17 protein-coding genes are annotated in these 22,473 nt (G+C 58.3%); 12 read left to right on the forward strand and 5 right to left on the reverse strand.

Annotation, left to right across the window (positions count from 1 at the left end; translation table 11 throughout):
- Window position 1: 1 nt before the first annotated feature.
- The 3 genes from VXJ35_RS05975 to VXJ35_RS05985 all read right to left on the reverse strand — a co-directional run bounded on the left by VXJ35_RS05975 (window position 2) and on the right by VXJ35_RS05985 (window position 3,260).
- Complete coding sequence (locus VXJ35_RS05975) at window positions 2-1,630, reverse strand: tetratricopeptide repeat protein (protein WP_157198099.1); 1,629 nt, start codon at window positions 1,628-1,630, stop codon at window positions 2-4.
- Between the two features lie 43 nt (window positions 1,631-1,673).
- Window positions 1,674-2,237 carry a hypothetical protein gene (locus tag VXJ35_RS05980; RefSeq protein ID WP_064020868.1) on the reverse strand — a complete coding sequence of 188 codons (564 nt, stop codon included), beginning with the start codon at window positions 2,235-2,237 and terminating at the stop codon, window positions 1,674-1,676.
- Window positions 2,238-2,510: 273 nt separating this feature from the next.
- Window positions 2,511-3,260, reverse strand: a complete 750-nt coding sequence (locus tag VXJ35_RS05985) for a zinc ribbon domain-containing protein (RefSeq protein ID WP_064020869.1) — start codon at window positions 3,258-3,260, stop codon at window positions 2,511-2,513.
- Between the two features lie 374 nt (window positions 3,261-3,634).
- Here VXJ35_RS05985 and VXJ35_RS05990 point away from each other — a divergent pair, with 374 nt between their 5' ends.
- The 11 genes from VXJ35_RS05990 (at window position 3,635) to VXJ35_RS06040 (ending at window position 17,098) form a co-directional block, all read left to right on the forward strand.
- Window positions 3,635-5,056 carry an undecaprenyl-phosphate glucose phosphotransferase gene (locus tag VXJ35_RS05990; RefSeq protein ID WP_064020870.1) on the forward strand — a complete coding sequence of 474 codons (1,422 nt, stop codon included), beginning with the start codon at window positions 3,635-3,637 and terminating at the stop codon, window positions 5,054-5,056.
- Window positions 5,057-5,068: 12 nt separating this feature from the next.
- Window positions 5,069-6,172 carry a polysaccharide biosynthesis/export family protein gene (locus tag VXJ35_RS05995; RefSeq protein ID WP_064020871.1) on the forward strand — a complete coding sequence of 368 codons (1,104 nt, stop codon included), beginning with the start codon at window positions 5,069-5,071 and terminating at the stop codon, window positions 6,170-6,172.
- 110 nt (window positions 6,173-6,282) lie between these two features.
- Window positions 6,283-8,634, forward strand: coding sequence for a polysaccharide biosynthesis tyrosine autokinase (locus VXJ35_RS06000; protein WP_064020872.1), 2,352 nt, complete (start codon window positions 6,283-6,285; stop codon window positions 8,632-8,634).
- A 7-nt stretch (window positions 8,635-8,641) separates the two neighbouring features.
- Window positions 8,642-9,883 carry an O-antigen ligase gene (locus VXJ35_RS06005; RefSeq protein ID WP_064020873.1) on the forward strand — a complete coding sequence of 414 codons (1,242 nt, stop codon included), beginning with the start codon at window positions 8,642-8,644 and terminating at the stop codon, window positions 9,881-9,883.
- Window positions 9,876-11,213 (forward strand): lipopolysaccharide biosynthesis protein, encoded by a 1,338-nt coding sequence (locus VXJ35_RS06010; RefSeq protein ID WP_064020874.1) that lies wholly within the window; start codon window positions 9,876-9,878, stop codon window positions 11,211-11,213. The genes VXJ35_RS06005 and VXJ35_RS06010 overlap by 8 nt, the downstream gene beginning before the upstream one ends.
- Window positions 11,214-11,269: 56 nt before the next feature.
- Complete coding sequence (locus VXJ35_RS06015; RefSeq protein WP_064023394.1) at window positions 11,270-12,223, forward strand: class I SAM-dependent methyltransferase; 954 nt, start codon at window positions 11,270-11,272, stop codon at window positions 12,221-12,223.
- Window positions 12,224-12,230: 7 nt separating this feature from the next.
- A complete protein-coding gene (locus VXJ35_RS06020; protein ID WP_064020875.1) occupies window positions 12,231-13,022 on the forward strand; it encodes a glycosyltransferase family 2 protein in 792 nt (263 codons plus the stop codon).
- Window positions 13,019-13,885, forward strand: coding sequence for a glycosyltransferase family 2 protein (locus VXJ35_RS06025; protein ID WP_064020876.1), 867 nt, complete (start codon window positions 13,019-13,021; stop codon window positions 13,883-13,885). Before VXJ35_RS06020 ends, VXJ35_RS06025 begins: the two co-directional genes overlap by 4 nt.
- A gap of 15 nt (window positions 13,886-13,900) precedes the next feature.
- The gene (locus tag VXJ35_RS06030) at window positions 13,901-15,097 is read left to right on the forward strand and encodes a glycosyltransferase family 4 protein (protein ID WP_064020877.1); all 1,197 of its coding nucleotides are present in this window, start codon (window positions 13,901-13,903) and stop codon (window positions 15,095-15,097) included.
- Entirely contained in the window at window positions 15,094-16,044 is a 951-nt protein-coding gene (locus VXJ35_RS06035; RefSeq protein ID WP_064020878.1) for a glycosyltransferase family 2 protein, read from the forward strand. The genes VXJ35_RS06030 and VXJ35_RS06035 overlap by 4 nt, the downstream gene beginning before the upstream one ends.
- Window positions 16,045-16,366: 322 nt before the next feature.
- Window positions 16,367-17,098: a PEP-CTERM/exosortase system-associated acyltransferase gene (locus VXJ35_RS06040; RefSeq protein ID WP_064023395.1), complete on the forward strand. Its 732-nt coding sequence runs from the start codon at window positions 16,367-16,369 to the stop codon at window positions 17,096-17,098.
- A gap of 280 nt (window positions 17,099-17,378) precedes the next feature.
- On the opposite strand, the gene VXJ35_RS06045 is transcribed toward VXJ35_RS06040, so the two are convergent.
- Window positions 17,379-19,520 carry a bifunctional diguanylate cyclase/phosphodiesterase gene (locus VXJ35_RS06045; protein ID WP_231914856.1) on the reverse strand — a complete coding sequence of 714 codons (2,142 nt, stop codon included), beginning with the start codon at window positions 19,518-19,520 and terminating at the stop codon, window positions 17,379-17,381.
- A gap of 348 nt (window positions 19,521-19,868) precedes the next feature.
- Here VXJ35_RS06045 and VXJ35_RS06050 point away from each other — a divergent pair, with 348 nt between their 5' ends.
- Entirely contained in the window at window positions 19,869-21,890 is a 2,022-nt protein-coding gene (locus VXJ35_RS06050) for a cache domain-containing protein (RefSeq protein WP_064020879.1), read from the forward strand.
- Window positions 21,891-22,244: 354 nt separating this feature from the next.
- On the opposite strand, the gene VXJ35_RS06055 is transcribed toward VXJ35_RS06050, so the two are convergent.
- A complete protein-coding gene (locus VXJ35_RS06055; RefSeq protein ID WP_064020880.1) occupies window positions 22,245-22,463 on the reverse strand; it encodes a hypothetical protein in 219 nt (72 codons plus the stop codon).
- Window positions 22,464-22,473 lie beyond the last annotated feature (10 nt).

The raw sequence follows: 22,473 nt of genomic DNA on the forward strand, positions 1-22,473 counted from the left end.
CCTAGTTTGAAATCAACAGTTCATCCGCCAGGGAAAACTCCACCACAAAGTTGTCGGCAGGGTTCGGTTTAATAAATTCGCTGCCAATTTTACCCGCCAGCGCCGACAAAAACACATGCCCCTTGCCGCTGCCCTTAATGCGTGTACGGTCGTGCCGTGTGCTGGGATTCCGGCATGCCAATACTTGATGACCATCCCGGCTTATCCACTCAAGCACGACGGACTCTTTTTCGCCCGAAGCATAATACTTGAATACGTTGACCAGGAATTCGTTGAGCACGATGGTCAATAGCGACTCGGTAACTTCGTATTCATCGAATCGAATGTCATCACGCTCAAAGCCTAACAGTTCCAACTTGAAAAAGTGCGATTCCAACCAAGCCAGTCTTTGTGCCAGTGTGGCGGACTGGCCCAGTAGTTGTGCATAACTCAGTTCCCAATCTTGTTGCAGCTTTTGCTCCAGTTCTCGACAATTCTCATACCACTGTTTGCTACTTGTCTCCATGTCACATAAACCCTGCGCTTTGGCATAGCGCAGATAATGTTGACGGATAAGGCCCTTTGCGGAAACCGACAACAGATGAAGCAAAACCATATCCAGTACTTTGCTGAATGCCGTTATGAGATTGCCATTGCCTCGACAGTCCTGTTTCAGTCTGTCCTGTAGTTTATCCGCATCGGTGGCGACCAGGCTGAAAATATCCAGCAAGCCGCGCATGGTTTGAGCCGCTTGTCTGTACAATTTTTCCTGATGCTCGTGCTCGGTGTTGTAAATAATCGCATCCAGCGGACTGCGAAATTTGTGGGCGAACATGGCCATGGTTTCTTCGAGTTCACGCTCTTTAGCAAGTAGGTTATTCTTCGCGACCATAGCACTTTGTGAAACGCCATTAAGCGTATCAACCAGCCAGTTAATATTAAATTTTATGCTTTTATAAACTCGATTCTTTTCATATTCTTGTTCATCTATGAAATCCTCATTCCATTCGTTACTTTCAAGTAATTCTAGGTATTTTCCCGCGTAACAGTCTAATTTAATTAATAGTTCTTGAGAGTTGTCTCGAATTTCATCAAGTTTATTTGGATACCAACTAATATCGGACTCAAAGCCATTTATAAAAATTAAGCTCAGATAAGGGGCGTGTGATCTTTTGTATCCTTTACGGAATGCAGTCTTGTAATATTCATAAGCAAGTCTGTGATCTTGTTTGACACCAGAGCCTGTTTGATAAATGTTTCCAAGCAAACAAAATCCCTCCGCAAAATCTGACTCTTTCGATTTAACAGAATATTCCAGTGCTTGAGAAAAAATTGATGCATCAAAACACAACTGAGCGAAAGGATAATAGGCTGCCTCAAAATCAGATTCAGCTGCCTTTTTAAGCCAATTAAATGCCTTATCCAAGTCATGCTTTTCATGAGCGATTGGGAATACGATGTTTTTGTCCCTAATTGAGAAATCATCAAATATGCCAGCCAACCAATATTCTTTGTAACGCTCATCAATAAAATCCATTTTTTGTTTCACATCTTCCGGCAAATAAAACCACGCCAAGGTAAATTGCGCTTTGGGTTCGGTTTCGGCCAGTTGTTTCAATTGATCCAGATCGGCGGGCAGTTTCAGTGTCATGGTGTTTTCCTGTGAGTTTGGCATCGGTTTATTGCGGCTGCGCTTAGCGATCCAGAAAATCAATTTTGACCGGAACATTGAGTTCGTTGCCGATTTCCTGCAACAAACTGGCGGCGTTGGCTCTGTTGACGTGGGTGGTGATGTACCAACCGTTACACGGTGTTTGCGCTTGGTAGCCATTGGCAGGTTGTCGGGCCAATAGTGGAATCGAGGTGATTTTTTTGTTCAAGCGGGCCACTCGTTCCAGACCGAATACTTTTAACGCTTCGACAAAGGTACGGTTGATATTGGGTTCCAACACGGTTTTACCGCCGATGCGGACCCGAATCAAACCGCTGGGTTTGCGAGTACGGTGTTTGTGGCGACGGGAGTTGGTTCGGACAACCGAGGTTGGCGCGCTGGCCGTGTCGAATTGATCCAGGCAGTTATGCAATGCGTTTTCCAACGCCTGCAAGCGCTGACAATTTTCAACGTTGGCGGTCACCAGCGCAAAATTGCCGGCCATGCTGGCCTCGGCAATCGCCAGTTTCAAATCGTCGCCGGCTTGACCGATGGCGGCAAATAGTTGGTTGAATTGGTGGTTGACGGTTTCGGGCAGTCTGTTCATGGCGCTGTTCTCCTGAGCAAGGTGGGCGGCACGGGCTCTGCCGCCGCCGCGTTCAATGTCTGTTATTTAGTCGGTTTGGCCTTGCGCTGTGTAGCGCTGTGTCCGGCCGTCTGTAGTTGCGGCGTAGTATCCGGGAAAGTTTTGGCCTTGTAATGGGAGAACTGTGGGAGTTTTTTCGGCGGCGAATATCGGCACAGGCCGGAAACGGTTGGAAAAACGGTTGCGGATTTTCCGGCCGCGGCGGGCAGGGCAAAGATCGGTGGTCGGCGTTACTCAGCCTTGGTTCGACGCCGCCAGCCCGCGCCGCTGCTCCCACAACACCCGGCCGCAGTAAAGCAAGGCCGTAATCATCAATACGGCGCCGGTCAGTTGCGCCGCGTTGGCCAAGCGATGGTCCTGCGCCAACAGGCCGAATTCGGTCAGCAAGTATTCCCAGTCGTGAAAACCGTAGGGCGCGGAATGGCCAAAGTTGCCGCCCAATAGCGGCAGTTGGCCGGCGCGGGCGTCGTTGATATAGGGCGCGATGTCCAGAAAATTTTCGCCTATCCACCATAAACACAAGCCGGCGCCGAATGGGTCGCGGGTTTTTAACAACAGCGTCAGCAGGCAGACGGTCGGCATCAGCAGTTGGCCGAGCGTGCCGCCCAGCGAGGCGACGAATTGGCCGAACGGGCGGAAGATTACGTGGCCGGCTTCGTGAAACGGCAGGTTGACCAAATGCAAAAACGATTCGCCGGCGGCATTGGCGGCGATGCCGGGAGCGATCAGCAGCCAGCTCCACAGTACAAAGCCCGGTAACAGCAGGCAGCGGCCCAGAAACACGGCCGAGTTATCGCGGTAGGCGTCGCCGCCGAGCAGCGAGTCCGGCGCCGGGGCTATTACGACGGTCGCTTGCGGGCGTGGCGTTGCCGGCGCCTGCGGGTCGGCGTGGTATTTATAGTATTTGGCAAAGACGATGCCGCAGTGCGGGCAGATTGCAGCCGCAGGCGCTACCTCGCGATTGCATTTTGGGCAGTGTTTCATCAACGGGCTCCGTTTCAGTGAAGTGCGGCAGCTATCGGCCTGCTGCCGATAACCTTAGCAGCCGGGCCGGGATTTTTAAGCCGAACCGGCGCTAATTCGCCGACGACAACGGATCGCCAGCCGGCTTTAGCAGCGGCAGCAGGGTATGCGGGGCGCTTTGGGAGCCGGGTTAACGCCGGTCGGCGCGCTTATCCAACTCTAATTTCCCTCTCATCTCTTCTTAATTGAACCCCCAGGTTTCCTCTCATTTTGCGCCGGTAATCTTTGTACCCAAGCCGGCCGCTGCAGAATCGCACGGTCGGCAAGCAGGTTGAGGATGCCAAGGATGGCGTCCTTAAGTCTTCGGAACTAGACGCAACAGGGGGAACGCCGCTATGCCGCTCGGCTTCGGAAATATTTTCAACGGACTCTTTCGCCAATACGGCCACACTGTGATTCTGCTTTTGCGGATCGTCGACGTGGCGATGCTGTTAGCCGCGGCTTGGGCGGCGCATTTTTTCTGGCTGCGCGAATACGCGGTCGATCAACACTATCGGATCGTCACCGCGCTGGGCGTGCTCGGCGCCATCATTTTCTTCGAAATCGGCCAAGTTTACCGGCCCTGGCGCAACGACGCGATGCGCGGCGAAGTGGCGCGCATCGTTCGGGCCTGGCTGTTGGCGTTGTTGGCGGTGGTTTCCATCGTATTCCTGGTTCGGTTACATGTCTGGTTCGGTTCCAGTTACCGTTGGATTGCCTCCTGGGGTGTGCTGGGCTTGGTCTGCGTATTGGCTGCGCGCTCGGTAATGTCGCAGATTTTGCGTTGGTTGCGGTCCCGGGGTTGGTCGCAGGGCAAAATCATCATGGTCGGCTTGAATCAAATGGCCGTGGCCGCAGCGCGGCAGTTGAACCAGTCGCCTTGGGCCGGCTTACAGGCGGTGGGTTACGTCGACGACCGCACCGGCAACCGCCAGGCGTTGAACGCCGACGGCTTGCCGCACTTGGGTGCGCTGGCCGATTTGCCGGCGCTGATCGACCGCTACGGTGTCGACGAAGTCTGGGTGGCCTATCAAGGCGAGTCGCTGACCGAACGCGCCCAATACCAGTTGCGGCATTTGCCGGTCAGCATCCGGCTGCTGATCGATTGCTTTGCCTTCAAACAAAGCAAATTCCTGAGCCTGAACACGGTGGCCGGCATCCCGACCCTGGATTTTTCGGTGTCGCCGCTGCACGGCGTCAACCGCTACATCAAGGAAGCCGAAGACCGTTTGCTGGCCTTGGTTTTACTGCTGCTGATCAGTCCGCTGATGTTGCTGATCGGCGTCGGCGTCAAGTTGAGTTCGCCCGGTCCGGTGTTTTATCGTCAGGTCAGGGTGGGCTGGAACAACCGCAAATTTACCATGCTGAAATTCCGCTCGATGCCGGTCGGCGTCGAGTCCAAAACCGGTGCGGTTTGGGCTAAACCCGGCGAGAATCGGGCCACGCCGTTCGGTAGCTTCCTGCGCAAAACCAGCCTGGACGAACTGCCGCAATTGCTCAACGTGTTGCGCGGCGACATGTCCTTGGTCGGGCCGCGCCCGGAACGGCCGGATTTCGTCGAAGTGTTCAAGGAACAAGTCCCCAATTACATGAAAAAACACATGGTCAAGGCCGGCATCACCGGCTGGGCTCAAGTCAACGGCTGGCGCGGCGATACCGATTTGCATCGGCGCATCGAGCACGACTTGTATTACATCCAGAACTGGTCGTTGTGGTTCGATATCGAGATCGCTTTCCGCACCGTGCTGACCGGTTTTATCCACAAAAACGCTTATTAAGGAATCCTTTGCATGTTCAGATTGCTTCCTATTGTGTTGGCCTTAATCCTGCCGGGTTGTTTTCTGGCGCCGGGCATGGACATGGAGACGGACAGTAACGGCTTGACCGAAATCGAATTGCCGGCGCGCAAGGATGGTCGGCTGGTGAAGGAGAAAGTCCGCGTCGTGCCGATCACCGCCGACTTGATCATCGAGAAAGACACGGCGCGGCAACAAGCGGTCGGCCAATTGCTGCCGGTGGACAACAGCAAAACCAGCTACCGGATCGGCCCGCAGGATCGCCTGCAAATCACCGTCTGGGAGCACCCGGAACTGAACGATCCCGGCGGCGAGAAAATTCTGCCGGAGATGGCCGGCAAGGTAGTCGACGACAACGGCGATCTGTATTACCCCTATGTCGGCACGCTTCACGTCGGCGGCAAAACCATTCCGGAAGTGCGCGCGGAATTGACCCGGGAATTGTCGCGTTATTTCAAGAAGGTCAAACTCGACATTCGGGTGTTGTCGTTCCAGGCACACCGGGTGGCGGTGGTCGGCGAAGTAAAACAGCCCGGCATCTTGGCGATGAACGAAACCCCGCTGACGGTGGCCGAGGCGATCAGCCGCGCCGGCGGCGCCACCAAGGATTCCGATATGAACAACGTTGCGCTGGCCCGAGACGGCAAACTCTACAAACTGGATGTGCAAGCGCTGTACGAGAAAGGCCTGACCACGCAGAACGTACTATTGAAAGACGGCGACGTGCTGAACGTCGGCGACCAGAAAGACAGCAAAGTCTACGTGATGGGCGAGGTCGGCCGGCAGCAGGCGGTACAGATTAACAAAGGCCGGATGAGTCTGGCGCAAGCGTTGGCCGAAGCCTACGGCGTCGATTTCAATACCTCGCGCCCCGGCGACGTCTACGTGGTGCGCGCCGGCGATATGCAGCCGGAGATTTTCCAACTGAATGCCGAATCGCCCGATGCGATGATTCTGGCCGAGCAATTTCCGCTGCAGGCGCACGACACCCTGTTCGTCGGTACCGCCGGCGTTACCCAATGGTCGCGGGTGTTGAACCAGATCCTGCCCGGCTCGTTCACCGCGATCATGTCGCAAGCGGCGTTGATGGGGATGTAGTGATTAGCTTCCTCTAGGGGATCGCGGGGGATTATTTGCATAAATCTGCCCTAGCCCCTCTTTTCCAAAGAGGGGAATTCAGTGTTAACAGCGAATGGATTATCAAAACTATGGTTCCACACAATGAAGCCACTCCGGTCTTGGCCTTGCCGAATCCAAGCCGCCTGCAAGAGCAGAGCGTCAGCATTCGCGACTACGTGGATTTGCTGGTCGAAGGCCGAAAAACCATTCTTGTCGCCGTGGCCACGGTCTTGACTCTGGCGCTGGCGTACTTGGTGTTGGCGCCGCGCACCTACAAGGCCGACGCATTGCTGCGCATCGATAAGAATAAAGCGTTATTGGTGGCCAATTTGCGCGGCGACAATAACCAGACCCCGGCCGAAGCGGAAAGTCCGCGGGCGCAGCGCGAGGTGGAGATTCTGCGTTCGCGGTCGGTGCTGGGTAAGGTGGTGGATAACTTGAATTTGGCAATCGAAATCCAACCGTATTACTTCCCGTTGATCGGCGAAACTCTGGCGCGCCGCCACGACAGGCACGACGGCGTTGCCGGCGCCTGGTGGGGCTTCGGCCGCTGGGCCTGGGGCGGCGAGCGGGTCAAAGTGGCCGCGTTCGAAGTGCCGGACCGTTATCTGGAAAAAGAATTCACGCTGATTGCGCTGGAGCACGGCCGTTATCGGCTATTGGCGCCCAACGGCGACGAATTGCTGGCCGGCGAAGTCGGCCAGGTGGTGACGGCCGAAGTCGGCGAGAAAACCCCGGTCGCCATTAAGATCGAGGCGCTGGACGCCCATCCCGGCACCCATTTCGAGTTGGTGCGGCGCACCGCGTTGTCGGCCATCGAAACGTTGCAGAAAGCCTTTGCCGTCAAGGAAGTGTCGAAAGATACCGACATCTTGAGCGTGGAGTTGAAAGGCCGCGACCCGGAGCAGTTGGCTAAATCGGTCAACGACATCGCGGCGATTTACGTCAATGCCACCGTCAATTGGGAGTCGGCGGAGGCCTCGCAAAAGCTGGCCTTCCTGGAAAGCCAGTTGCCGGTGGTCAAAGAGCGGCTGGAGAAGGCCGAGCAGGGCTTGAGCGCCTACCGCCAACAGCACGGTGCGGTGGATATTTCCGCCGAGGCCGAAATTCTGTTGAAGCAGGCGTCGGATATGGAAACCCTGAGCATCCAGCTCAAGCAAAAATACGACGAGCAAAGCCAACGGCTGGAATCCGAACATCCGGACATGATCGCCACCAACGCCCAGATCAAGCGGGTCAATAACAAATTGGCGGCCCTGGAAAAGCGGATCAAGGACTTGCCGAAAACCCAGCAAAACATGGTCAGCCTGTCGCGCGACGTGCAGGTCAATACCGAACTGTATACCTCGTTGCTGAACAGCGCCCAGGAGCAGCGCATCGCCGCCGCCGGCTCGTTGGGCAACTCGCGCATCGTCGATTTCGCGGTGGTTCCGGAAAAGCCTTACTGGCCGAAACCCGGTTTGCTGTTGGCCATCGCCACGCTGCTGGGCCTGAGCCTGGGGTCGGCACTGATCTTTCTGCGCCACTCGCTGCAACGCCACGACAATTATCCGGCCTTGCTGGAATACCAGGTCGGGCTGCCGATGTTTGCCGCCATCCCGCACAGTAAAAAGCAGCGCAAATTGGGGCGCCTACTCGGCCGCGACAAGGACGGCGGCATCCTGGCCAGCCAGGACCCGCTGGATATCTCGGTCGAATCGTTGCGCGGCCTGCGCACGACCCTGGAAGCCACGTTGGCCAGCCGGGAAAGCAAGGTAATCATGGTCAGCAGTCCGGCGCCGGGCATGGGTAAATCCTTCGTCAGCTCCAATTTGGCCGCTTTGCTGGCCAGCATCAAAAAACGGGTGTTGGTGATCGACGCCGACATGCGCAACGGCCGCCTGCACGATACCTTCGGCATCGGCAAGCAGCCCGGCTTGTCCGATTTGTTGGCCGGCCGCGCCACGCTGGGCGAGGTCATCGTCAGTCTGCCCGAGATCGGTATCGATCTGATCCCGCGCGGCAATATGGTGTTGAATCCGGCCGAGTTGCTGGTTTTGGGCGAGTTGAGCGAGACCTTGCGCCAGTTGCAGAGTTTTTACAACCATATCGTGATCGACTCGCCGCCGATTTTGGGCGCCACCGACGCGGCAATCCTGGGCAAGCATGCCGACGCCACGTTTCTGGTAGTTAAGGAAGGGCGTTATACCGCGCAGGAATTGGAAGTCAGCGCCCGCCGCTTCCAGCAGGTCGGCATCAACCCGAACGGCTTCATCATCAACGACATGAAACAAGGTTCCTCGTATTACCCGTATTACGGTTACGCCTACCAGCGCGCCGACCAGGAGCCGGCTGCGGCCGGCGGCTGGAGCGACAAATACCATGCCGTGGGCGATTGGCTGAGCAAACAGTTGGAGCGGGAATGGCAGCCGGCCGCCGCCGAGTCGGACGAACGGGGTTAATCCGGTTATGGTTTTGAGGCTGGAGAAAGATCTGCCGCTGCTGTTGTTCGGCTTGGTTTGTACCTCGACTGTCGCCTCGTTGCCGCAGGTGCAGTCGGCCTGGGCCGGCATCAAGGAAGTCTACGGCGAACAGGAGATGGGCTTGCGTTTGCTGCGCGAAGCGATGCTGGCGCTGTTGGTTTGCTACGCCTGGGCCGAACCGCGTTTGCGCAACGGCATCTTCAGCGGTCCGATTCCGGCCTTTCTCAGTTTAATAGCCGCCTACGTCCTGTGCGAAATCGGCTACGCCGTCTATCTGGATTTGCCGTTGATCGTGCCGATGACCGGGCTCAGAATTTTCGAATATTTGCCGCTGGCTTTGATCGGCTTCGTCTGCGGTCGCCGCGGCGTGGCCGATTGGGTCATCGGCCGCTTCGCCCATTGCTTGCGTTACTACTTGCTGCTGCAGGCCGGCTTGGCCTTGGCCCAGGCCTTGTGGGCGCCGCCGTTGTTCGGCGTGTCGATGTTGGGCGGCGGCCGGCCGTTCGGTACTTTCGTCAGCCCGAACCTGTTCGGCGCGGCGATGGCGACTTGCGCGCTGGTATTCGCCGTGGTGCCGGGCATGCGCCGTTGGCTGGGGCTCAGCGTGTTGCTGGCTTTGTTGAGCGGCTCGCGTACCGCGTTTCTGAGCGGGTTGCTGGTGGTGTTTTTCCGGGTCTACGCCGCGCTGCGGCCGCGCGACCGCTGGGCCTTGTGGATGCCGGCGCCGATGTTGGCGGTTGGCGCGTTGATCCTGGCTTCCAGTCCTTTGTTGAGCGGCCGCGACGACGCCGATCCGACCGAGGACGGCCGCATCGCCTTGTGGCAACGGGTGTTCGCCAACCATGTGCAGGATGCCGCCGATTTGCTGTTCGGTTGGGGCTTGGGCTTGAGTTCGAATACCGTCAACCTGTTGTTCGGCGCCGAGCATTTTCCCGGCCAGTTCGATTCCGACAGCCTGTATTTGTTTTTACTGAACGGTTACGGCCTGATCGGTTTGTTGGCCTATCTGGGTTTGCTATGGGCAACGACAAGGACGTCGGCCCACCCCGGCAAAGGCTTGGTCGCGGCCTTTATTTTCGTCGCCGGCTTGACCTTCAATTTGTGGGAGTACTTTCCGCAGAATGCGGTACTGATGTTTTTGTGGGGCGCGATGTTGGGGCATAGCCGCCATCCCTTCGCTCTGGCGCAACCGAACGGCCAACCGCAACCGGCGAGGTTTTATGGTTAAGCGTACGCTGGTCCGGCTGCGGCAATCGCGTCTGTGCGGCGACGCGTTCTGGGCGTTGCTCGGGCAACTGGCCTCGGCGCTGGCGCTGTTGCTAGGTACCAGATTGTTGACCGAGCGGGTGGCGCCGGACGTCTACGGCGAAGTCGCGCTATTGAGCGGTTGGGTCGCACTCGGCGTCGCGGCCTTTTCCTACCCGTTCATTTGCGCCGGCATGCGTTTGTTGCCGGAATGCGCCGGTCCGGCCCAACGCAGCCAACTGCAGCGGGCCGTCGCCGGCCTGACCGGACAAGCGACCTTGCTGGCGCTGGGCTTGTTGTTGGCCGGCGGCGGCTGTTACGCCTACCTGTACCGGGCGCCGGCGGCGCCGTTCCTGCTGGCCGGGGCATTGTTGGCGGTTACGGTCTGGCGCGAATTCGGCGTGCAACTGGCAATCGGCGGCCGCCACCAGCGCCGCGCCGCGTTGTGGCAAACCGGCGACAGCCTGCTGCGGCCGGCGCTGGCCGTGGCCGCGGTTGGCTATCTGGGCGCGCAGGTCGAGTCGATTTTGGCGGCTTATGCCGCGGCGACCTTGCTGTCCAATCTGCTTTGGTGCCGGTTAGGCGCCGAATCCGCGGCCGGCGAATTATCGTCAACCGATGTGCGCCGCTTTGTTGGCAAGGTTTGGCGTTACGCCTGGCCTTTGCTGCCGATGGAACTGGTGTTCTGGCTGAACGGCGTTGGCGACCGTTATGCAATCGCTTACTTGCTGAGTGCCGCCGATGTCGGCCTATACGCGGCTGGCTATACCCTGGTCAACGAAGCCTTCAACCGCAGCGCCATGGTGTTGCTACGCACCTTTCAACCGGCTTATTTCCAAGCTTTCTCGGCCGGCGAGCGCCGCCGCGCCCATGCGGTGTTGCGTTTATGGCTGTATTGCTTGCTGGCCGGCGGCGGTTTGGGGCTGCTGGCGTTGCCGTGGTTGGGCGATTGGCTGGTGGCGCTGTTATTGGCGGAGCCCTATCGCCCGGTCGCGGCGCTGTTGCCGGCCATCGGCAGTGGCTGTTTGCTGCACGCTCTGGGTACGCTGTGGGCGCAACCGCTGTTGGCGGAAAAGCGCACGCGGGTCTTGTTGAAGGGACGCTTGTGCGGGGCTCTGGCCGCGATCACCGCTTTACCGTTACTGATCCTGCAATACGGTTTGCCCGGTGCGGCTTGGGCCAACCCGGTCTATTTCGGTATCGAGGCCCTGGTACTGGCTTTGCTGGCCAAACCGTGGCGGCTGCGCGACGGCGAATCGCTGCCGGCCGAGGCGGAACCGACCGCCGCAGTGCCGCTACGAGCGCCGGCCTGATACGAATTTTTTTGATATTCAACCCTTACGATTTACGGCGGATGCCTGTGAAAACGATGACTTATGCCAGCATGGCTCACCAGACTTACGGCGAACTGTTGCACCATTGCGTCGCCTGCGGCGGAGAACGCATCCGCTTTTGGCGGCACAAACACTACCAGTACACGGCCGGCGCCGATGCCGAAGAATTTCGGATTTACCGCTGCCAAGTTTGTGGCACCGGCTTTCTGAATCAGCCGCCGCATCGGGAGTGGTTACAGCAGATTTATCGACATTCCGGTCAGGCCTTGACCGCCGAGATCGGTTTGGACGAAGTGCTGCGGCGCGAGCGGCTGTATCCGAATTGCAAGGTGGATGCCAAACGCATCGCCCACTATGCCGACCGCTACAACGCCACGTTGAATTACCGGGCGCTGGATATCGGTTCCGGATTCGGGTTTTACACCCGGGCTTTGCGCCTGCTGGGTTACCGCACCGTCAGCATCAATCCCGGCGCCTACGAAAATAAAGTGTTCGAGCAAATGAACGGCGACCAGCCGTTGCCGATCATGTTCGAAGAGTTTCGCAGCGAAGAGCGCTTTGGCGTCGTCGTCATGTCGCAGGTGTTGGAACACTTGCTGGAGCCGGAGCTGGCGCTGCGCAAGGTGGCGGGCCTGTTGGACACCGGCGGCGTGCTGGCTTGTGCCGTGCCGAATTACGCGTCGTTTTTGGTCAAGCTGCTGGGCGCCAACGAAAACGCCTGTTTGTGGGTGCCGGAGCACGTCAATTTCTTTACCGAACAAGGCTTGCGCAGCTTATTCGAGCGTAACGGTTTGCAAGTGGTGAAAACCGAACAGATCACCCGGGTGCCGTTCGATGCCTTGTCCCGACGCTTGGGCGCCAAGGGCAAGTGGGGCGAGCTGTTGAACGGTTTGGTCAAATACGCGCAAATTCCGTTCAACGGCCTGATGAATTTGTTTGGCATGGGAATTTACCTGAACGTTTACGCGGTCAAGGCCGCGGCCGAGTGAGGTGCCTATGTTGACCGTCGTGATCTTGGCTTGTAACGAAGCGGCGAATTTGCCGCGTTGTCTGGCGGCGATTCCGGAGCGTTATCCGATTGTCGTGGTCGATTCCGGCAGCAGCGACGACACCGTCGCCATCGCCGAGCGCCGCGGCTGCCGGGTGTTTCACAATCCCTGGCCGGGCTTTGCCGAGCAACGCAATTTTGCGCTGCAGCAGTGCGCTATCGAGACGCCGTGGGTGTTGTTCGTCGATGCCGACGAAATTTATCCGCCGTTGTTTTACCAGCAATTCGATGCCGAATGGGCCACCTCGCGCGATATGGACGTGTTGATGGTGCCGTCGGTGTTGTATCTGCGCGGCAAACGCTTGAAATACGCGCCGGGTTATCCGATCTACCATCCGCGGCTGGTGCGGCGGGAAACGGTCGGTTTCGTCCGTAACCATACCGGCCACGGCGAGGCGGTGTTGGCAAGCAGCCGGGTGGCGACGGCCGATATCGCCTATCAACATTATTTTTATCACGGCGAGATCGTGGCCTGGATGCACAAGCACGTCGGCAAGGCGGCGCAGGAAATCGAGCTGCAACCGACCGCCGGCGCCTTGATGACCGCGCGCGGCCGGATCAGCGTCTGGCTGGGCCGCTGCTGGCTGCGGATTCCGGCACGGTTTGCTTACCACTACCTGTTGCGCGGCGGTTTTCTGGACGGTGCGGCCGGTCTGGAGTTTGCGCTGATGTTTACCTGGTACGAGGCGACGATTTACTTGCAAGCCAAGGCCGGACACTGGGCGGAGCCTTCGGCATGACGGTGTCGTTGATTCTGGCGACCCTGGGGCGGGACTGGCAGGTCGCCGAGTTTTTGCGCTCGCTGCAGGCGCAGAGTTACCGGGATTTCGAACTGATCGTCATCGACCAGAACCGGGACGGCAAAATCGACGCAATCATGGATCGGTTTGGGCCGGAGTTGGCGATCAGGCACGTCAAAGTCGATTTCACCGGCAACGCCCGTGCCCGCGATTACGGTATTGCGCTGGCGCAAGGCGAAATCGTCGCCTTTCCGGACGACGATTGCTGCTACGCAGCCGACGTGTTGCAGAAGGTCGTCGCCGAATTCGCGCGGCGGCCGGAGCTGGCGATATTGGTCGGGGCGTCTTACGACGCCGACACCCGCCGCTTCAGCATCGGCGTCAACAGCCGCAAGGCGCGTTATTTCTCGCGCTTGGCCATGCTGGGGGTCGAGTTTACCCAGTTTTTTGCCGTCGCTCGGCTGGAACTCAGCCAGTTTTATCTGGACCACGATTTCGGCATCGGCGCCAAATACGCCGGCGGCGAAGGTTTCGAAATGCTGTACCGATTGTTACGCGCCGGCGCCAAAGCCTTTTATACGCCGGAAATCCGCATCTACCATCCGGACAAGGACCATTACCGCCTGGGCAACGCGCGGATGTTGATGTACTCGACCGGTATCGGCGCTTATATCCGCAAATTCGCCAATCAGCGCGATTGGTTCATCGCTTATTACATCGCCAGAAAAATGCTGCTGGCGCCGGTTTTGAAAATGCTGCTGGCGGTTTTGTGCGGCAACCGCGCCAAGCTGGCGTACTGGTATTACAGCCTGGTCGGCGTCTGGCGCGGATTTTTTGCTTACCGCAACAGCGGTTGCCTTTAGTTCGAGGAGAATAGGATGGATGTGGGAATAGTTGCGACGCACGTGCCGCCGGCCAAAGGCTACGGCGGCGTATCGGTGACTTGCGGCGTGTTGACCCAGGCCTGGGCCGAGCGCGGCCACCGTATGGCTTTGGTGGCGTCCGACGAGTCGATTTCCGGCCGCTTGCACGCCGAAGACGTGCAATTGGGCGACACGGTCGACGTGCGGCTTTACCGCTGCTACGGCTGGCGACGCTGGGGCTTCGGTTTGGGGGCGATACCGGCGATTTGGCGGTTGTGCCGGCAAGCGCCGCGGCTTTACATTCACGGCATCGCCACCTGGCCCTCGACCTTGGCGGCCTGGTTTTGTCTGCTATTGCGGCGGCCGTTCATCGTTGCCGTGCACGGCGGCCTGATGCCGGAACACGTGGCGCTAATCAAACGCCGCAAGCCGCACAAATGGCTGTTTTACCGCTGGCTGACATTCCCGACCTTACGCCGGGCCGTTGCCGTGCATTGCACCAGCGATACCGAAGCCGAGGGCGTCCGCACCGCGTTGGCCGGCGGCGGGCGAATTTTGTTAGTGCCGAACGGCATCGACAGCCGGGCCTTCCGGGTCGCGGATTATCCGGCGCAGGCCGGCTTGCAATTATGTTTTCTGGGCCACGTGCAACAGGAGAAAGGCATCAATGGCTTTATTCGCGCCTGGTTGCAAACCCGGCGCAGCGGCGATCGTTTGGTTGTGGCCGGCCGCAGCGTCGACGGCGCTTATTTCGACGAGTTTTTGCAATTGGTAGCGGAAGCCGACGGCGCAATCGAGTACCGGGGTTATCTGGCGGCCGACGAAGTCAAGCAATTGCTGGCGCAAAGCCATTTTCTAGTCTTGCCGTCGGGTCTGGAACAGGCCGGCGGCATGCGCGAGAATTTCGGTAACGTCGTCGCCGAAGCCTTGGCCTGCGGCCGGCCGGCCCTGGTCGCCAAAGGTTTGGCCTGGGATCACCTGTCTCAGATCGGCGCCGGTTGGGTGTTCGAACGCGACCACGCTGCCGTTTGCCAGGTGTTGCGCGCGGCGCAGGCGATCGACGCCGAAGGCTGGCGGCAGATGTCGCAATCCGCGCGGCGCCATGCCGAACAAGCGCTGGATGCCGTGTCGCTGGGCGACCGGGTCTGGCAGGCGTTGACGGAACCGGCCGAATTCGGCCCGGTTGCTAGTTTGGCGGAGCAGCGCACATGAGCAAAGTGGGACTGATCGTACCGACGCTGAATGCCGGCGCGATGTGGCCGGATTGGCTGCAAGCGCTTGCCGGCCAAACTCGCAAGCCCGACTATCTATTGTTGATCGATTCGTCGTCCGATGACGCGACCGCCGAACTGGCGCGGGCGGCCGGTTTCGAAGTGAAAACCATCGCCCGCCAAGACTTCAATCACGGCGGTACCCGCCAATTCGGCGTCGACTATCTGGCCGATGCCGAGATTCTGCTGTTTCTGACCCAGGACGCCTTGCTGGCCGATGCCGAGGCCTTGGCCAATTTACTGGCGGCCTTCGCCGATCCCGAAGTCGGTGCCGCCTATGGCCGGCAGTTGCCGCATGTCGGCGCCGGTGCCATAGGCGCCCACGCCCGCCTGTTCAATTACCCGGCGCACAGCCAAGTGCGCAGCCTGGCCGACCGCGACCGCTTCGGCATTAAGACCGTGTTCATCTCCAATTCCTTTGCCGGCTACCGGCGCAGCGCGTTGTTGCAAGCCGGCGGTTTTCCGCGGCATACCGTAATGAACGAAGATACCTTCGCCGCCGGAAAGATGCTGTTGCACGGTTGGAAATTGCAATATTGCGCCGATGCCAGGGTATTCCATTCCCACGATTACGGTTTTGCCGACGAATTTAGACGCTATTTCGATATCGGCGTGTTTCATAACCGGGCGGCGTGGCTGCAGCAGACTTTCGGCGGTGCGGCCGGCGAGGGCAAACGCTTCGTCGGGTCCGAAATGCGTTATTTGTTTCGGCATGCGCCGGCATTGCTGCCTTCCGCGATGCTGCGGACCTTACTGAAGTGGCTGGGTTATCACATCGGGCGTTCCTGCCACCGGCGTTTGCCGGCCGGCGTCAACCGCTATTTCAGCTTGCACCGGGCCTACTGGTCCGCTTCATTTTCCTCATCCGCGCCGCCCGGCGCGGACTGATTTCGCAATATCCGCTTCAAGCCCAGGCCCGGCAAGGCCTGCGGCTCTAGTAAATTTTCCGCTTCCGACGGGCTTTTTTGCTTGAAAAATACCGTTTCTTAATGATTCCTTAATGAAAATTGCAGGTTTTCTTTAATCTTGGCCCTGTAGCTTACGAGGCGCTATCGCGATTTATCGGCAGAACTACAGGCAACTAGCTGAATGGAAAACATAATTCCCCGGCACGGCGCTTCGGCAAAACCGTTTCGTAGCGTTACAATGACGCCAGAAAGTTAGCGTCTGGATCTAAGGGATTTAATTAATTTTGTTATGGAGTTTCAACTTGATTTCTGAAAAGCATTCTTTCGACAACTGTTTTGAGGTTTTTTTAGCTGATACGCCGGAAAGCAAGCGAATCCACTACAACCTCCGCTATCAAGTCTACTGCGACGAGCTCGGCTACGAAGACAAGGAGCTGTTCCCGCAACAATTGGAATTCGACGAGTGGGACCAACACGCCGAGCATTTCATGGTCCGCCACCGTTACACCGGCCAATGGCTGGGCGCATTGCGGGTGGTCAGTCCGCATCGGCAGCGCTTCCCGTTTGAGGAAAAATGCGAAGCGGACCAGCCGCTGGACGACGCCGATTACCGCGGCGCCATCGAAATTTCCCGACTGTGCGTGTTGCGCGAGGCTCGGCGCTTCGCTCCCCGCATCCTCAGCCAAACCGAGCCCGATCCGGCAAGCAACGTCAAATACCTGAACACCTTACGCCAGCAAAGCCGTAGCATCATGTGGGGCCTGTACCGCGCCGCCGTCGATTATTCGGTGGAGCAAGGCATCAAGCATTGGTTCATTCTGGTCGCGCCGGCCTTGGCCTATGCGGTGAAAAAACAGGGCTTCGAAATGCATCAGGTGGCGGAACCGTGCGAACATCGAGGTCTGCGCACGCCTTACCGGCTGGATGTCGACCACATTTTGCAAAATCCGCTGTGGCAAGAGGATTACCAGCTCAACTACCGTCGTTATTCCGAGCTCGAACAAGGTAATTACGCCGTCCGCCAGCGGGCATAAGCGGCGGCCGTTCGCTCGGCCGAGAGAGGCCAACTGCCTATCTGGCTATGCCGGCGCCGATCCAATCAGCGCCGGCATAAGCATGTCCAGCACTGAAAATCTTGGAAACTGAGCGAACGCGAAGCGAAGATTTTTAGTCCCCGATAGCCTTAGAGCCGGGTGGGTTTTCGCAACGAAAAGGACGAATCGGGGTCGCCGAAGGCAGAAGCGGCCGCGTAATTTTGTCGACTTTTTCTGGCAGGAGGCCCGAAAAAATCTTTCGGCAAAAATAGCGACTCTCCTAGCGGCTGGTCAGCAGCGCGCAAAATTCCGCTTCCGCTAGCGGTTGGCCGAACCAATAGCCCTGGGCTTCGTCGCAGCCGTTTTGCAGCAGGTAGGCGGATTGCTGTTCGGTCTCGACGCCTTCGGCAACCACCTTCAAGCCCAGGCTGTGCCCCAGCGCGATGATGGCTTTCAAAATCGCGGCGTCGGTGGATTCGTGTTCCAGGTTGCCGACGAACGCCTTATCGATCTTCAAGCGGTCCACCGGAAAGTCCTTCAGGTAGGCCATGCTGGAATAGCCGGTGCCGAAATCGTCGATGGCCAGGGTCAAGCCCAACGCTTTCAGGCCGTGCAGAGTTTTGATGAATTGCGGCGTGTCGTGCGCCAGGCAGGATTCGGTGATTTCCAGTTCCACCGTGTGCGCGGCGACTTGGGTGGCGGCCAGCGTGGCGGCGATGGTGCCGATCAAATCGCGCTGGCGAAATTGGCGCGGCGACACGTTGACCGCAACCGGCAGCGGCCGGCCCAGGATTTGTTGGAAGCGGTTGGCGGCCAGACAGGCTTGTTGCAGTACCCAGCGGCCGATTTGCTCGATTTGGCCGGTTTCTTCGGCGATCGGAATAAAACTCAGCGGCGAAACTAAATTGCCGTCGGGCGGCTGCCAACGAATCAGGGCTTCGGCGCCGCAAATCCGGCCGCTGGCCAATTCGATTTTGGGTTGGTAATACAGCAGAAATTCTTCGTTCTCGATGGCGTGGCGCAGCCGGTACTCTATCGCCATGCGTTCGGTCAAAACCTGGTTCAACTCGCGGGTATAAAACTGGAAATTGTTGCGGCCGAGTTGTTTGGCTTTGTACATCGCCGAATCGGCATGCTTCAGTAGCGTGCCGGCCTCCTGGCCGTCGCCGGGATAGACACTGATGCCGATGCTGCAGGATACGACGAATTCCAGGCCGTCGATGGTGCAGGGCGTCGCCACCGCCGCCAGAATCCGCTGCATGCTGTGGCTGATGTCTTCGATCTTATGCAGGCTGCACAGCAGTAGCACGAACTCGTCGCCGCCCAGCCTGACCACCGTATCCGAGTCGCGCACGCACTGCGCCAGGCGTTCCGCCATCACCACCAACAGCGAATCGCCGACATGGTGGCCCATGCTGTCGTTGATGAATTTGAACTGGTCCAGATCGACGAAGGCCACCGCCAGAATATTGCCGTAGCGGGCGGCGAAATTGATGGACTGTTTTAGCCGGTCGGACAACACGGTGCGGTTGGGCAGCCCGGTCAGCATGTCGTGGGTGGCCTGGTATTCGATTTGTTGCTCGTAATATTTGCGTTCCGAGATATCTTCGACCGTGCCTTCGTAAAACAACAGCCGGCCGTCGCGGTCGCGCACTTCGCGGGCGTTCTCGGTGATCCAGATGATGTCGCCGTTTTTGCGGTAGACCTGGGCTTCGAAATTACGCACTTCGCCGTTGGCTTGCATGATGGCGATGTACTCGCCGCGTTTTTCCGGGTCGACGTAGAGCTGGCGTTGAATATCGGAAATGCTGTTGCGCAAATCCTGAGTCGATGCGTAACCGTAGATGCGGGCCAGAGCCGGGTTGAAATCCAGGTATTGGCCGCTCGGCGTGGTCTGGTAAATCCCTTCGATGGCGTTTTCGAAAATCGAGCGGTAACGGGCTTCGGCGTCGCGGGCCGCTTGCTCGCTTTGTTTGCGCGCCGTCACGTCCTGAATGAAACCTTCCAGCGCCACCAGTTCGCCGTGGTCGTTGAACAGCGGAAATCCGCTTTCCTGGACCCAGTGGACGCTGCCGTCGGCATGGACGATACGGTATTCCAGATCGAACTTTTTCCGGGCGTGGGCGGCTTTTTCGATCAATCTTCGCACCCAAAGGCGGTCTTCGGCCAGCGTCAATTCCTCGTAGGAAATGCGTTTGTTGAACAGCAATTCCTCCGACGAGTAGCCGGTCAGCGCCCGGCAACCTTCGCTGACGAAGACCATGGTCCAGTCGGCATCCAGCAAGCAGCAATACACCATGCCTTGTAGATTGCTCATCAGCATGCTGAGCATACGTTCGCGGTCTTGCAGCAGCGCGCGCAGTTTCGGGTTCAGGCATGGCGAGAAGTCGGACGCGGCGGAAAGTTTGGAGTTGGCTGGCATGAAGGGGATCGTTGAATAAACTAACCAGGAGTTAAGCACATTTCGTACCCGCTGCCGATTGGCGGGAACCGCCGCCGGTGCCGGACGCGGAGGCGGCGGCAATTTGCACGCCAGCGGCGCGGTCGTGCCTGGTTCTAGTGCCTGGGACCTAATTTTGGGCAAACCGGGTTGGTCCGGCTTGGTGCGGTATGCGCCGGCTTGGTGCGCTACGAGTTGGGGGTGAGACGGGTTTCGCAAAAAATGGCTGGCATTGGCGCTGGTACGAATCCTGCTATTAGACCTGCGCCGGGGCGTTGCAAATTAGCGGCCGCGGTTTCGCATCCGCTAACTTCGCAGGGATTAAGCCACATGAATGCACTGATCGAGAAACATACGCCCAAGCTACTGAACGCAATGGTCGACGTCAGAAATTTCGAAACGCGTCTGGCGCAACTGAACGACTGGTGGGGAAAAATCACGTTGATCGGCAAGATCAACAGCCACAATGTGGCGCCGACCATTCTGGACGATATGGCGCGTACGCAAAGCAAATTCGGCGAATTGCAGCGCAAACTGACCCATAACCTGCTGGTGGAGAACGTGCAGAAACTGGTGCTGGACAATGCCTCGAAAGCGCAGGTGGCGATCGATCTGCTGGTGCGAAATTTGTTCGAGCGCACCGCCGACGTCGGCTTTCTGGCCACCGACGACGATATCCGGGTGTTTTTGGCTCAGGCCGAGCCGGAGCCGGAACAAGTCCGCTGCATCGAAAACCGTTTGCGCGAATACGTGAAAAAGTACAGCGTTTACGACGAAATCGCCATTTTCGATGCGCAGGGCCGGTTGCGGGCGCATTTGGACCCGGATAACCGGATCGAAGGCAGCGACCCGCTGGTGGCGGAGACCTTGCACAGCGACCGCGATTATCTGGAAACCTTCCGTTACAGTGTGTTGCAAGCCGAACGTTGCCGCTCGCTGATTTATTCCTGCAAGATCACCGAAACCGACCAAAAGAACTCCCGGGTGTTGGGCGTGCTGTGCCTGTGTTTTCGCTTCGAAGACGAAATGCGCGGCATATTCGCCGATTTGTTGGCGGCGGGCGACCGCGGCATCATTGCCATCCTGGATGCGGAGCGGCGGGTCATCGCTAGCAGCAACGAGCAATTGCTGCCGGTGGATACCCGCTTCCCGCGTAGCGAGGCGGTCGGCTTGGTCAATTTTCAGGGCCAGGATTACATCGTCAATACCCGGCCCGGTAACGGCTATCAGGGATACTACGGCCTGGGTTGGCGCGGGCAGATGATGACGCGGCTGGATTTTGCTTTCGGCCGCGCTGGCGGCGAGCAGGGTGGTGCCGACTACAGCGAGATCATCGGCCAGTCGGACAGTTTTCCGCCGGAATTAAAGAAAATCCACAAAGCGTCTGTCGATATCAACGCCGATTTGGGGCTGCTGGTGTTGAACGGCAAAATCGCCTCCGCCCGCCAGAATGCGGCCGAATTCATGCCGGTGCTGGAAGCGATCAAACAGATCGGCACCGATATTGCCGGCATTTTTGCGGCTTCAGTGAACAGCCTGCAGGAAGTCACGGTGATGTCGTCGCACCTGAACAACGCCGGTTTTTTAGCGTCGCTCGCCGTCAACATCATGGACCGTAACCTTTACGAACGGGCCAACGATTGCCGCTGGTGGGCCTTGACTTCGGCTTTCCGCCGCAATCTGGCCAAAACCGAAACCACTGCTGCCGAGAAGCGGCAAATGTGCGAAATCCTGGCTTATATCAACGCGCTGTACACGGTCTATACCAACCTGTACCTGTACGATGCCCACGGCGAGATTGTCGCGGTGTCGGATGCAACGCAAACGGCGTTGATCGGCAGCAAGGCCGACGAAGCCAGCGGCTGCAGAACCGTATTGAACAATGCCGACAGTCAGCATTACGGGGTTTCCGATTTCGTGCCGAGCCGCTTCTATCAAGGCCGCCACACCTATATTTATAACGCCGCCGTGACCGATCCGGCAGGCAACGGCCGGGTGGTGGGCGGTATCGGCATTGTGTTCGACAGCGAACCGCAATTCAGCGCCATGCTGCGGGAGATCCTACCCAAAGAAACCGGCGGCGCGCCGCTGAAAAACAGTTTTGCCGCGTTTACCGATCGCCAGGGCCGAATTTTGGGGCTTGCCAACCATGGCCATTATCGGGTCGGCGAACGTTTGCCGCTGGACGATAGCCACTTTGCTTTGAAAAACGGCCAAACCAGCTCGTCGCTGCTGCGCCACGAGGGAGCGAATTATGTGTTAGGGATTGCGGCCGGGAAGGGCTACCGCGAATACAAAACCGCGGATGGTTACTGCAACGATGTGCTGGCCTTCGTGTTCATACCGCTATAACCCGGAGCTAGCCGCGCAGGTGGAAGCGGTAGTGGCATTGTTCGAGGGAGGGGGCTGCGTAAATGAGTCAGTGGCGCTAATGTGTCCGTTTTAGCTATCTCCAACCTAAACCGAAGCAGCAAGAGCACCACCGGAGCCAAGTTACCTTGCAACTCGGCATAGTCAAGCCGAGACGGTTTTTCGGGTGGGGATGGCGGCGATCGCCTTCGGATGCGCTTCGAGGGATACAGTCTTGACCGGACGCCAACCCCGTGCTAACCAGCTTACCGCGGGCTCGGACACAGTCAATGCCGGGCGAAACGCAAAAAAAACCGGACGGACGCCGTATGGCGTTCGCCCGACTGGAGGTTGCTGTTACCGCTGACTAAAAAAATTCGCTATCCGGGGGCAGGACGGGTTCGGCTCAGCCGGCGTCGTCACGGCTGCCGGCTCGGTCGATCCGGTTAATGCCGTGGCCTCTGCCGCCGGCGCATTGGCCGTAGCCAAAAACAAGCCTATGACGATGAACAGCAGGCTGATCGCGCAGCGTTTCAACTCGTGCCAGCAGGCCGTTAGCAGTTTGGAAGGGTTCATTTGCGTGCTC

Origin of the sequence: Methylomonas sp. DH-1 (assembly GCF_046097555.1) — a bacterium.
Classification (GTDB): domain Bacteria; phylum Pseudomonadota; class Gammaproteobacteria; order Methylococcales; family Methylomonadaceae; genus Methylomonas; species Methylomonas koyamae.